The sequence below is a fragment of the Streptomyces sp. NPDC002104 genome (assembly GCF_053593795.1).
This window is the reverse complement of the sequence record NZ_JBSFDF010000046.1, coordinates 1-13,316: the sequence shown is the minus strand read 5'-3', so window position 1 is coordinate 13,316 and position 13,316 is coordinate 1. Positions and strand designations below refer to the sequence as shown.

Annotated in this window: 8 protein-coding genes; 7 read left to right on the top strand and 1 reads right to left on the bottom strand. The window is 71.9% G+C overall.

Annotated features, from left to right (window positions below):
* Positions 1 to 142: 142 nt before the first annotated feature.
* The gene (locus ACWCP2_RS29625) at positions 143 to 2,614 is read right to left on the bottom strand and encodes a DEAD/DEAH box helicase (RefSeq protein WP_450911626.1); all 2,472 of its coding nucleotides are present in this window, start codon (positions 2,612 to 2,614) and stop codon (positions 143 to 145) included.
* A gap of 81 nt (positions 2,615 to 2,695) precedes the next feature.
* Between ACWCP2_RS29625 and bldG the strand changes: the two genes are divergently transcribed.
* From bldG to topA, 7 genes are all read left to right on the top strand, one after another.
* Complete coding sequence (bldG, locus tag ACWCP2_RS29620; protein ID WP_069920854.1) at positions 2,696 to 3,037, top strand: anti-sigma factor antagonist BldG; 342 nt, start codon at positions 2,696 to 2,698, stop codon at positions 3,035 to 3,037.
* Positions 3,038 to 3,138: 101 nt separating this feature from the next.
* The gene (locus ACWCP2_RS29615) at positions 3,139 to 3,579 is read left to right on the top strand and encodes an ATP-binding protein (RefSeq protein WP_450911625.1); all 441 of its coding nucleotides are present in this window, start codon (positions 3,139 to 3,141) and stop codon (positions 3,577 to 3,579) included.
* Positions 3,580 to 4,355: 776 nt separating this feature from the next.
* A complete protein-coding gene (locus ACWCP2_RS29610) occupies positions 4,356 to 6,773 on the top strand; it encodes a sodium-translocating pyrophosphatase (protein ID WP_450911624.1) in 2,418 nt (805 codons plus the stop codon).
* A 273-nt stretch (positions 6,774 to 7,046) separates the two neighbouring features.
* Positions 7,047 to 7,613, top strand: a complete 567-nt coding sequence (locus ACWCP2_RS29605) for a small secreted protein (RefSeq protein WP_450911623.1) — start codon at positions 7,047 to 7,049, stop codon at positions 7,611 to 7,613.
* Positions 7,614 to 7,907: 294 nt separating this feature from the next.
* Positions 7,908 to 9,461, top strand: coding sequence for a DUF7059 domain-containing protein (locus ACWCP2_RS29600; protein WP_450911622.1), 1,554 nt, complete (start codon positions 7,908 to 7,910; stop codon positions 9,459 to 9,461).
* 191 nt (positions 9,462 to 9,652) lie between these two features.
* On the top strand, positions 9,653 to 9,850 hold the full coding sequence (locus ACWCP2_RS29595; protein ID WP_450911621.1) for a hypothetical protein: 198 nt from the start codon (positions 9,653 to 9,655) through the stop codon (positions 9,848 to 9,850).
* 528 nt (positions 9,851 to 10,378) lie between these two features.
* A complete protein-coding gene (gene topA, locus ACWCP2_RS29590; protein WP_450911620.1) occupies positions 10,379 to 13,201 on the top strand; it encodes a type I DNA topoisomerase in 2,823 nt (940 codons plus the stop codon).
* The last annotated feature ends 115 nt before the right edge of the window (positions 13,202 to 13,316 follow it).

Here is a 13,316-nt window from a genome sequence, read left to right as displayed (position 1 = left end):
CGTGGGGGTCGTGCGGGCCCCGTACGGGGGTGGGGCGCGGGTTCGGGCCGGCTGGGTCGGTTCGGGGGCCGCAGGGGCGATATTCAGCCAATCGTCGACCGGTCCGTGAGGCCTGAGGTGCCCGCGGGCGGCACGCCGGGGCTCAGGGGGTCGCCGGCGGGACGGGGGGCGGGGATTCCGAGAGGAGGTGGGTCAGGAGGCGGACGGCGCCGCGCTTGTGCAGGGGGTCGTTGCCGTTGCCGCACTTGGGGGACTGGATGCACGAGGGGCAGCCGGCCTCGCACTCGCAGGCGGCGATCGCGTCACGGGTCGCGGTCAGCCAGGCACGGGCCGTGTGGAAGGCGCGCTCCGCGAAGCCGGCTCCGCCCGGGTGGCCGTCGTAGACGAAGACCGTCGGGAGGAGGGTGTCGGGATGCAGCGGGACGGAGACCCCGCCGATGTCCCAGCGGTCGCAGGTGGCGAAGAGCGGGAGCAGCCCGATGGAGGCGTGCTCGGCGGCGTGCAGGGCGCCGCCGAGGATCTCCGGGTTGATCCGGGCCTCGTCGAGCTGGTCCTCGGTCACCGTCCACCACACGGCCCGCGTGCGCAGGGTGCGGGGCGGCAGGTCCAGCTTGGCTTCGCCGAGCACCTCGCCGGTGATCAGCTTGCGGCGCAGGTAGGAGACCACCTGGTTGGTGACCTCCACCGAGCCGAAGCAGAGCCGGCCCCGGCCCCAGGGGATCTCCGTCTCGGTCTCCAGGACGGAGATGGCGGTCGTGTCGCGGGCCGTCGTGGAGAACGGCGGGTTCGCCTCCTCGACCAGCGCGACGGAATCCTCCAGGTCCAGGTGCTTCACCAGGTACGTGCGGCCCTGGTGGAGGTGGACCGCCCCGTCGTGGACGGCGGTGTGGGAGGCCTCCTCGTCGACCGTGCCCAGCAGGCGGCCCGTGGCGGCCTCGACGATCTGGACCGGGCGTCCGCCGCCGCCCCGGATGTCGGTGAGGTCCGAGGCCCGTTCCCGGCGGGTCCAGTGCCAGGCCGTGGCCCGGCGGCGCAGCAGCTTCGCCGCTTCGAGCTGGGGCAGGAGCTCGCGCGCCGCCGGCCCGAAGAGGTCGAGGTCGGGCTCCGTCAGCGGCAGCTCGGCGGCCGCCGCGCACAGGTGCGGGGCCAGGACGTACGGGTTGTCGGGGTCCAGGACCGTGGCCTCCACCGGCTGGCGGAACAGGGCCTCGGGGTGGTGGACCAGGTAGGTGTCCAGCGGGTCGTCGCGGGCGACCAGGACGGCCAGTGCGCCCCGGCCCGAGCGCCCGGCCCGGCCGGCCTGCTGCCACAGGGAGGCCCGCGTGCCCGGGTAGCCGGTGATCAGGACGGCGTCCAGCCCGGAGACGTCCACGCCCAGCTCCAGGGCGGTCGTCGCGGCCAGGCCGAGCAGCTCGCCGGAGTGCAGGGCGCGCTCCAGGGCCCGGCGCTCCTCGGGCAGGTAGCCGCCGCGGTAGGCCGCGACCCGCCGGGGCAGCGAGCGGTCCACGGCGGCGAGCTTCTCCTGGGCGATCACCGCGATCAGCTCCGCGCCGCGCCGGGAGCGGACGAAGGCGACCGTACGGACGCCCTGGACGACCAGGTCGGTGAGGAGGTCGGCTGTCTCGGCGGTGGCCGTGCGGCGTACGGGTGCGCCCCGCTCGCCCTTGAGGTCGGTCAGGGGCGGCTCCCACAGGGCGAAGACGACCTCGCCGCGCGGGGAGGCGTCGTCGGACACCTCCACCACCGGCAGCCCCGTCAGCCGGGACGCGGCGGTCGCCGGGTCGCTCGCGGTGGCGGAGGCCAGCAGGAACACGGGATCGGAGCCGTAGCGGGCGCACAGCCGGCGCAGCCGCCGCAGCACCTGGGCGACGTGGGAGCCGAAGACGCCCCGGTAGGTGTGGCACTCGTCGATGACCACGTAGCGCAGGGCCCGCAGGAAGGAGGCCCAGCGGGGGTGGGCCGGGAGGATCCCGCGGTGCAGCATGTCGGGGTTGGTCAGGACGTAGTTGGCGTACTGGCGCACCCACTCGCGTTCCTCGAGGGGGGTGTCCCCGTCGTAAACCGCGGGCCGGACGGCGTTGCCGAGGGGAGCGGCCAGTTCCCGTACGGCGCGGCGCTGGTCGGCGGCCAGGGCCTTGGTCGGGGCCAGGTACAGGGCGGTCGCGCCCCTGCCGTTGGGCGCCTCGGCGCCTTCGGCGAGGGCCGAGAGCACCGGCGCGAGGTAGGCCAGCGACTTGCCCGAGGCGGTGCCCGTCGCCACGACCACGGACTCCCCGTCGAGGGCGTGCTCGGCGGCAGCGGCCTGGTGTTCCCACGGATGGTCGATTCCGGCGGCCTGAATCGCGGCTTCGACATCCGTTCGGATGCGATCGGGCCAGACCGCATGACGACCCTCCCGAGGGGGCAAGTGCTCCGTATGGGTGATGCGCGCAGCCCGGGAAGGCCCCCGTGACAGCCGGTCCAGGACCGTGCCGGGGGTGGGTCTGATGTCCTCGGGTGCCGTGGGCGGACCGGGACGGTGAGTGTTGGCCATTGGAACCGAGTGTGTCACCGGCGTGCGGGACAATGGACCGAAGGCGTCGTGCGCGCCTGCCGGTAAGTGATTGAATGCCATCGCGGCAGCCAATCCCTCTTCCACCTCCGGGTGGGGAGGCCCCTGGGGGGCGCCGCTCGATAGCAAGGTGCTGGAGGATCCGTGGACCTGTCCCTGTCGACTCGCACTGTCGGCGACCGTACGGTCGTGGAGGTCGGTGGCGAGATTGATGTGTATACCGCGCCCAAGCTGCGCGAGCAGTTGGTCGAGTTGGTGAACGACGGCAGCTACCACCTGGTTGTCGACATGGAGCGAGTGGACTTCCTCGACTCCACCGGGCTTGGTGTGCTCGTGGGAGGCCTCAAGCGCGTCCGCGCGCACGAGGGCTCGCTGCGTCTGGTCTGCAACCAGGAGCGCATCCTGAAGATCTTCCGCATCACCGGCCTGACCAAGGTGTTTCCGATCCACACCTCGGTGGAAGACGCCGTCAACGCCACCGACTGACGGCGCTCGGCGGCGAAACGGCCGATGATGGAGCGGGGGGTACCGGGCCATGAGCGGTCCGGGCCCCTGTAAGGCACGCCCGTAGTCCGAGGGGGACGCGCATGGCCACCGTTGAACTGCGCTTCAGCGCCCAGCCCGAACACGTCCGGACGGCCCGCCTGGTCGCGGCCGCCGTGGCGCGGCGGGCCGGTGTGGAGGAAGCCGTCCTCGACGAGGTCCGCCTCGCCGTGGGTGAGGCCTGTTCGCGTGCCGTCGGACTGCATCGCAGCAACGGGCTCACCGCGCCCGTCCGGGTGGTGCTGACCGAGGAGGAGAAGGTGTTCTCCATCGAGGTCAGCGACGAAGTGCCCGGACCGGCCGGCGGCCCGGAAGCCGCCGTGCCCGGAATCGACGCCGTGCTGGACCCCGACGCCGATGGCGAGGACGAGATGGGCCTTGCCGTGATCAGCGGCCTGGTCGACGACGTCGACGTCATCAGCGGCGAGGCCGGCGGGACCATCCGGATGAGCTGGCCCGTCTCGGGGAACTCCGAGCTGCCGTAGTCGGCCGTTGCCCGGCCACGGCCGGGCCACGGTCGGGCCCTGGCGGCCACGGCCGGGCCCTGCGGACACTGACGGGCCCTTTTCCCGCTCCTGGTCGGCCGCGCCAACGCTTCGTGCCCGCCGGGTCGCCTTCGGGCGCCCGGCGGGTTTTCGTGCTGGCCGGGGGCTTTTCGTGCTGGCCGGGTGAGCTGCTCCGCTGCCTGGGCGCGCCGCCCCGCTGCCTGGGCGCGCCGCCCCGCAGCCCGGGCGCGCCGTGTCGCCGCCCGGGGAGCAGCCGCCCGCGCGCCCGCGTGGAGGGGTGGTCTGGCGGGTTCTGCTGGTGCCCGGCGGGTTCTCGTCCCGCCGCGCGGGTTTGCCGCTTCCCCGTCGGTTTCTTGCCCCGGCCGGGCTCTGCCGCGGGGCGTTCCCGGAGGTCGGCCGTCTGGCGGCGGGGGACCGGGCGGGTGCCGGTAAGGCGTGGAAGGCGGCCTCGAGCGGGCGCCGATGATGTTCCGCCGCGGGTGCCGACGTATCTTCCGATCTTATTCAATGCCCTGTCGAGCAGGGCCTTTCGGGTGAGCGTAGATCAATTCCGTGATCCTTCTCCGCCGGGTTTATTGATCGCTGATCAAGCGTCAATGCTTTTGCCCCGTTACCGCTTTCGAGGGTAATGGAGTGACCAGATCTATTGGTGAGGAGCAAGTGCGGGCCAATTCCGTTTCCCGCGTACTGTTTTGATCGGGTCGCGCTCCCTACAATCCGTCCACATCTTGAGCTCATCACGTCAAGGAGGACGAATGACGGGGCTCTTCACCCCTATCGCGCCGGGTCGCACCACTGACCTGGCATCCGCAGTACTCACGGATGACAATCGGCTCATCGTGATCATCATTGCGGCCGTGGCCATCGCCGCACTCGTCGTCGCGCAGATCCTGGTCCGCCAGGTCCTCGCCGCCGACGAGGGAACCGACTCCATGAAGGAGATCGCCGCCGCCGTCCAGGAAGGCGCCAACGCCTACCTCGGCCGGCAGCTCCGCACGCTCGGCGTTTTCGCCGTCGTCGTGTTCTTCCTGCTCTTCCTGCTCCCCGCCGACGACTGGACGCAGCGGGCGGGACGTTCCGCCTTCTTCCTCGTCGGCGCCCTCTTCTCCGCCGCCACCGGCTACATCGGCATGCGGCTCGCGGTCCGCGCCAACGTCCGCGTCGCCGCCGCCGCCCGTGAGGCCACCCCCGCCGAGGGCGAGCCGGCCAAGGACCTCACCGAGGTCTCCCACAAGGCCATGCGGATCGCGTTCCGCACCGGCGGCGTGGTGGGCATGTTCACCGTCGGCCTCGGCCTGCTCGGCGCGTCCTGCGTCGTGCTCGTCTACGCCGCCGACGCGCCCAAGGTCCTGGAGGGCTTCGGCCTCGGCGCCGCGCTCATCGCGATGTTCATGCGTGTCGGAGGCGGCATCTTCACCAAGGCCGCCGACGTCGGCGCCGACCTGGTCGGCAAGGTCGAGCAGGGCATTCCGGAGGACGACCCGCGCAATGCCGCGACCATCGCCGACAATGTGGGCGACAACGTCGGAGACTGCGCGGGAATGGCCGCCGACCTCTTCGAGTCGTACGCCGTCACCCTCGTGGCGGCCCTCATCCTCGGCAAGGCCGCCTTCGGCGACCTGGGCCTGGCCTTCCCGCTGATCGTCCCCGCCATCGGGGTCGTCACCGCGATGATCGGCATCTTCGCGGTCTCCCCGCGCCGGACCGACCGCAGCGGAATGACCGCCATCAACCGCGGCTTCTTCATCTCCGCCGCCATCTCGATGGTCCTCGTCGCGATCGCCGTCTACGCGTACCTGCCGGGCACCTACAAGGAGCTCGTCGGCGTCGACGACGCCGCGATCTCCGGGCACTCCGGCGACCCGCGGATCCTGGCGCTGGTCGCCGTCGCCATCGGCATCGTGCTCGCGGCCCTGATCCAGCAGCTCACCGGCTACTTCACCGAAACCAACCGCCGCCCCGTCCGGGACATCGGCAAGTCCTCCCTGACGGGCGCCGCCACGGTCGTGCTCGCCGGCATCTCGGTCGGTCTGGAGTCCGCCGTCTACACGGCGCTGCTCATCGGGCTCGGCGTGTACGGGGCGTTCCTGCTCGGCGGCACCTCCATCATGCTGGCGCTCTTCGCGGTGGCGCTGGCCGGCACCGGTCTGCTCACCACCGTCGGCGTCATCGTCGCCATGGACACCTTCGGTCCGGTCTCCGACAACGCCCAGGGCATCGCGGAGATGTCCGGGGACGTCGAGGGCGCCGGCGCGCAGGTGCTGACCGACCTGGACGCGGTGGGCAACACCACCAAGGCCATCACCAAGGGCATCGCCATCGCCACGGCCGTGCTCGCCGCGGCCGCGCTCTTCGGCTCGTACAACGACGCCATCGCGAACGCGGTCAAGGAGGTCGGCGTCAAGGTCGACGGGGAGATGAACCTCAGCCTGGACATCGCGCAGCCCAACAACCTGGTCGGGCTGATCCTGGGCGCGGCCGTCGTGTTCCTGTTCTCCGGTCTCGCCATCAACGCCGTGTCCCGCTCGGCGGGCGCGGTGGTCTACGAGGTGCGCCGGCAGTTCCGGGAGCACCCCGGGATCATGGACTACACCGAGAAGCCCGAGTACGGGCGCGTCGTGGACATCTGCACGAAGGACGCGCTGCGCGAACTCGCCACGCCCGGCCTGCTCGCCGTCCTCACCCCGATCGCCGTCGGGTTCACGCTCGGCGTCGGAGCGCTCGGCTCCTTCCTCGCCGGCGCGATCGGCACCGGCACCCTGATGGCGGTCTTCCTCGCCAACTCCGGTGGCGCGTGGGACAACGCGAAGAAGCTCGTCGAGGACGGGCACCACGGAGGCAAGGGCAGCGCGGCCCACGAGGCGGTCGTCATCGGCGACACCGTCGGCGACCCGTTCAAGGACACCGCGGGTCCCGCCATCAACCCGCTGCTCAAGGTCATGAACCTGGTGGCGCTGCTGATCGCCCCCGCGATCGTGCAGTTCAGCTACGGCGACGACGCCAGCCCGACCGTACGGGCGATCGTCGCGGTCCTCGCGATCGGCGTCATCGTCGGCGCGGTGTACGTCTCCAAGCGCCGCGGCATCGCCGTGGGCGACGACGGGGCGGACGAGGGCGCGACCGCGGAGCGGGTGGGCCAGCAGGGCGACCCGGCGGCGGCCGTCTCCTCCTGAGAGGGATCGGCCCGGTTCGAGTCGGCCCGGTTCGACTCGGCCCGGTTCGAGTCGACCTGCTTCGAGTCGGCCTGCTTCGGCTCGGCCTGCTTCGGCTCGGCCTGCTTCGACTCGGCCGGGGCCGACTCGACGCGGCTCGAGCCGAGTCGACTTGACCGTACGCCCGAACGGCGGACGGGGGGCGCGGACTGACGCGCCGTCCGTCCGCCTTTGCGTTTCCCGGATGGTGGACGTGTATCTTCCGGGCCGAGAGCCTTCGAAGGGACCAATCCGGTGAACAAGAAGCTTGCGGCCGCGGTATCGGGCGCTGCGGTGCTGATGCTCGTCCTGTCCGGCTGCGGCGGGGACGACGGCGACAAGAAGACCGACGCCTGGGCCAAGAAGGTCTGCGACAGCTGGCAGCCCGAGCTCGAGAAGATCGAGCAGGCGAACGCCGACATCAAGCGGGTGGCGACCGAGAGCAGCAAGCCCGAGGAGGTCCAGTCGACCGACTCGGCCGCCTTCGGGACCATGTCCCAGTCGTACAAGGCGATGGGTACGGCCCTGACGGACGCGGGAGTTCCGCCCGTCAAGGACGGCGAGAAGACCTCGGCCGCCGCGGTCATGGGCTTCGAATCGACGTCGGCGGGCTACACGGCCCTGAAGACGAAGATGGACGCCCTCGACGCCAAGGACCAGGGCAAGTTCGCCGAGGGCCTCAAGGAGGTGGCGGGCGGCCTGGAGGAAGCGACCAAGGGTGGCAAGGAAGCCCTCGACCAGCTCAAGGCGGGCGGGCTGGACAAGGCGATGAACGGTCAGAAGGGCTGCCAGGTGACGACTCCGTCGCCGGCGAAGTCCTAGAAGTTCCAGCGCCGTCGGCCGGCTTGCCGGCGGCGTCGCGCACACCGGGGCGGCCGGGATCCTTCGGGACCCCGGCCGCCCCGGCGCATGTCCGGCGCACGCCCCGGCGCACACCCCGCGGCAGGATCGCGGACAGGGCGGCGCCCCCACCGGGCGCAGGCCGTACGGAGCTGCGCCCGGTCGGTGCCCGTCCCGGGCCGGCGCCCCCGGCCGGGAGCTCGCGGGGGCGACGGCCACCCGCGCCGAAGGCCGTGTGACGCGGGCATCGGCGGCGGCAGCGGCCACAATGGGCGGGTGAGTACCACCAGCCTTCCCCCCGGTCTGCCCGCCCACCTCCCCTCGTCGGCCCGCGCGGCCGAGCTCCGCGCCGCGTTGCTCGCCGCGGGCTTCACCGCCGACGGGCTGCTCGACCTGCTCGGCGCCCCGGCGTACGCCGCGCTGGCCCGCAGCGAGACGGTCCCCGCCCTGCGCGCCACGCGGAGCCACGGCGACGGGCCGCTCGCGACCCTGACCCGGCTGTTCCTGCTGCGCCAGCCGGTGCCGTACGTGCACGCGGCCGCCGCCCTGCCCGTCGACGCTGCGCTGGCCGACGGCTGGCTGCGGCGCGAGGGCGATGAGCTGCACGCCACCGTGGACGTGCGCCCGTACGGCGGTCCGGACGGCGAGGACTGGTTCATCGTGTCCGACCTCGGCTGCGCCGTCGGCGGGGCCGGCGGCATCGGCAGCCGGGAGGAGGGCGTGGTCCTCGGGGTCGGCGGCGCCTCCACCACCCTGGCCGGGATCACCATCCGCACGCCGGTCGGTTCGGCCCTCGACGTCGGCACCGGATCGGGGATCCAGGCGCTGCACGCCGCCCAGCACGCGACCCGGGTCACGGCGACCGATGTCAACCCGCGGGCCCTGGAATTCACCCGGTTGACGCTGGCACTGTCGGGCGCCCCCGAGGCGGAACTGCTCGCCGGGTCGCTGTTCGAGCCGGTGGGCGAGGCCACGTACGACCTGATCGTGTCGAATCCGCCCTTCGTGATCTCCCCCGGAGCCCGGCTGACGTACCGGGACGGCGGGATGGGCGGCGACGACCTGTGCCGGACGCTGGTCCAGGAGGCCGGGGCCCGGCTCAACCCGGGCGGGTTCGCGCAGTTCCTGGGCAACTGGCAGCACGTGGACGGCGAGGACTGGCACGACCGGGTCCGGGCCTGGGTGCCGCGCGGCTGCGACGCCTGGATCGTGCAGCGCGACGTGCAGGACGTGACGCAGTACGCCGAGCTGTGGCTGCGCGACGCCGGGGACCACCGCACCGACCCCGCCGCGTACGAACAGCGGTACGAGGACTGGCTGGACGAGTTCGAGGCCCGCAAGACCAAGGCGGTCGGCTTCGGCTGGATCACGCTGCGGCGCAGCGACGCGGCGGAGCCTTCGATCGTGGTCGAGGAGTGGCCGCACTCGGTGGAGCAGCCGCTGGGTGAGGCCGTCCTGGAGCACTTCGCCCGCCAGGACTACCTGCGCGACCACGACGACGCGGCCCTGCTCGCCGGCTACTTCCGGCTGACCGCGGAGGTCGTGCAGGAGCAGGTCGGCGCGCCCGGAGCGGAGGATCCGGAACACGTCGTGCTCCGGCAGAACCGTGGCATGCGGCGTGCCACCAAGGTCGACACGGTCGGCGCCGGCTTCGCCGGGGTGTGTGACGGATCACTGAGCGCGGGGCGGATTCTGGACGCCATCGCCCAGTTGGTGGAGGAGGACCCGGTGGTCCTGCGGGACCGGACGCCCGAGGCGATCCGGATGCTCGTGGAGCAGGGATTCCTGGAGCCGCTGACCGCGGCGGAAGCGGAAGCCGCGGCGGAGTAGACGAGGTGGGCGCGGGAGTCGTGGGCGCGGGAGGCGCGCCACGCGGAGAGCGCGGCGTGGGCGGAGTGCCCGCGGGAGGCGGAGCCGGGATGTCACCTCGGGTTCGCCTGCTGTCCGCCCCCGGCTGACATCCTCCGGGCAGCGGGATCCGGGGGGATCCCGGGAGCGGCCCGGGGGATGAGGGGAACGGCATGGAGCACGGTCCGGCGATCTTCGCGGCGGTCGTGTTCCTGCTATTCGGGGCCGCTCTGCTGGCCTGGACGGGGGCGCGCGCCGCACGTGGTGCGCCGGTGGCCGAGGGCGTGCGCCCCGTCGTGGCCGTACCGCTGGCGCTGATCGCCGGCGGGGTCTCGCTGGCCCTCGGGGTCTGGTGCCTCGGACGACTGTAACGGCCGGGGTGAGGGCCGCGGTGAGGGCCGCCGTGAGAGCCCCCGTGAGAGCTGCCGTGAGGGCCGCCGTGACGTCGCGGGCCCGCTGAGGCGAAGCTCACGGGACGGGGGCTCGGCGGGTCCGCGGCATGCGGGCCACCGGAGCCGTCTGCGCAGGCGCCCGCTGGTGGTGGGTGCCTCGCTCCGGCCGGGGTGGGGTCCGGGGGCGCAGCCGGGGAGGTGGCGGCCGGATGTCGCTCACGTCTCGCGGCGCGCCGGGTTTCCTCCGCTCGTCCGGACCGCGCGCAGGATCGTAAAGAACGACGTGAAGCGGGGTCCCGGGGCGGGGCCAGACGGCCCTTCGGCCACTCTGCCCGGTGAGTGCGCAGGGCCTGGCGCGGCATCCGGGCGGCAGAAATGGCACTTGTCGGGTTACCGTTCGAGTGGCCGTTGCGGGCTTCTGCCGTTTGACACGGGGGCGGGTTGTACCGTCACACTCCGCAGCGTCGCCGTACCGCGACCGAGTGCCGACCGGAGAGAAGAGCCAAGTTGTCCCCGACTAGCGAGACCGCAAAGGGCGGCCGCCGACTCGTCATCGTCGAGTCCCCTGCCAAGGCGAAGACGATCAAGGGCTATCTCGGCCCCGGATACGTCGTCGAGGCGAGCGTCGGGCACATCCGCGACCTCCCGAGTGGCGCGGCCGAGGTTCCCGACAAGTACACCGGTGAGGTCCGCCGCCTCGGAGTGGACGTCGAACACGACTTCGCGCCGATCTACGTCGTCAACGCGGATAAGAAGGCCCAGGTCAGGAAGCTCAAGGAGCTGCTGGCCGAGTCCGACGAACTCTTCCTCGCCACCGATGAGGACCGCGAGGGCGAAGCCATCGCGTGGCACCTGCAGGAAGTCCTCAAGCCCAAGGTCCCCGTCCACCGGATGGTCTTCCACGAGATCACCAAGGACGCGATCCGCGACGCCGTCGCCAACCCGCGCGAGCTGAACCAGCGCATGGTCGACGCCCAGGAGACCCGCCGCATCCTCGACCGCCTCTACGGCTACGAGGTCTCGCCGGTCCTGTGGAAGAAGGTCATGCCGAAGCTGTCGGCGGGCCGCGTCCAGTCGGTGGCCACCCGCATGGTCGTCGAGAAGGAGCGCGAGCGCATCGCCTTCCGCTCGGCCGAGTACTGGGACCTGACCGGCACCTTCGCCACCGGCCGCGCCGGTGACGCCTCCGACCCCTCCACGCTGGTCGCCCGCCTGAACACGGTGGACGGCAAGCGCGTCGCCCAGGGCCGCGACTTCGGTTCGACCGGGCAGCTCAAGAGCGAGGTGCTGCACCTCGACGAGGCGAACGCACGGGCGCTGGCCGCCGCGCTCGCGGAGACCTCCTTCGCCGTCCGGTCGGTCGAGTCCAAGCCGTACCGCCGCTCCCCGTACGCCCCGTTCCGTACGACGACGCTCCAGCAGGAGGCCTCGCGCAAGCTCGGCTTCGGTGCGAAGGCGACGATGCAGGTGGCGCAGAAGCTGTACGAGAACGGCTTCATCACCTACATGCGTACCGACTCCACGACGCTCTCCGACACCGCGGTGTCGGCGGCGCGGGCGCAGGTCACGCAGCTCTACGGCGCCGAGTACCTGCCGGAGAAGCCCCGCGTCTACGCGGGCAAGGTCAAGAACGCGCAGGAGGCGCACGAGGCGATCCGTCCTTCGGGTGATCGTTTCCGCACCCCGGCCGAGACCGGTCTGACCGGCGACCAGTTCCGCCTGTACGAGCTCATCTGGAAGCGCACCGTCGCCTCCCAGATGAAGGACGCGGTCGGCAACTCGGTCACCGTGAAGATCGGGGGCCGGTCGGCCGACGGGCGCGACGCCGAGTTCAGCGCGTCCGGCAAGACGATCACCTTCCACGGGTTCATGAAGGCCTACGTCGAGGGCGCGGACGACCCGAACGCCGAGCTCGACGACCGTGAGAAGCGCCTCCCGCAGGTCGCCGAGGGCGACGCGCTGTCGGCCGAGGACATCACGGTCGACGGTCACTCGACCAAGCCGCCGGCCCGCTACACCGAGGCCTCGCTGGTCAAGGAGCTGGAAGAGCGCGAGATCGGCCGCCCGTCGACGTACGCGTCGATCATCGGCACGATCCTGGACCGCGGCTATGTCTTCAAGAAGGGCACGGCGCTCGTGCCGTCCTTCCTGTCGTTCGCCGTGGTCAACCTGCTGGAGACGCACTTCGGCCGGCTCGTCGACTACGACTTCACCGCGAAGATGGAGGACGACCTCGACCGCATCGCGCGGGGCGAGGCCCAGTCCGTGCCGTGGCTCAAGCGCTTCTACTTCGGCGCGGAGGACGCGACCGAGGTCGTGCCGGCCGACGGTGACGCGCTCGGCGGCCTGAAGGAGCTGGTGACCGACCTGGGCGCGATCGACGCCCGGGAGATCTCCTCCTTCCCCGTCGGCGAGGGCATCGTGCTGCGGGTCGGCCGCTACGGGCCGTACGTGGAGCGCGGTGAGAAGGACGCGGAGGGCCACCAGCGGGCGGACGTCCCGGAGGAGCTGGCTCCCGACGAGCTGACGGTCGAGTACGCGGAGGAGCTCTTCGCGAAGCCGAGCGGCGAGTTCGCGCTGGGCAAGGACCCGGTCAGCGGGAACGAAATCGTCGCGAAGGACGGTCGCTACGGGCCGTACGTGACGGAGATCCTGCCCGAGGGCACGCCCAAGACGGGCAAGAACGCGGTGAAGCCGCGGACGGCCTCGCTGTTCCAGTCGATGAGCCTGGACACGGTCACCCTCGACGACGCGCTGCGTCTGATGTCCCTTCCGCGGGTCGTCGGCGTGGACGCGGAGGGCGCGGAGATCACCGCGCAGAACGGCCGCTACGGCCCGTACCTGAAGAAGGGCACGGACTCGCGGTCGCTGGAGACCGAGGACCAGCTCTTCGCCATCACCCTGGAGCAGGCGCTCGCGATCTACGCGCAGCCCAAGCAGCGGGGGCGCGCGGCGGCGAAGCCGCCGCTGAAGGAGCTCGGTACGGACCCGGTGAGCGAGAAGCCGGTGGTCGTCAAGGACGGCCGGTTCGGCCCGTACGTGACGGACGGCGAGACGAACGCGACGCTGCGGCGGGACGACGACGTCGAGACGATCACGCCGGAGCGGGGCTACGAGCTGCTCGCGGAGAAGCGCGCCAAGGGTCCGGTGAAGAAGACGGCCAAGAAGGCGCCCGCGAAGAAGGCCCCGGCGAAGAAGGCGACGGCGACGAAGACCGCCGCCGCCGCCGCGAAGAAGACGACGACGGCCAAGAAGGCGACGGCCAAGAAGACGGTCGCCAAGAAGACGACCGCCAAGAAGACGGCGGCGGCCGCTCCGGCGGACGAGTAGTCCGGACGAGCAGTCCGGACCAGCAGCCGTCGAACCCCGGCCTCCGGACACCGACCCGGCCTGGTGGGAAGCCCACCGCGCCCGCCTGGAGCAGGCGGCACGGGAGGCCTGAGCC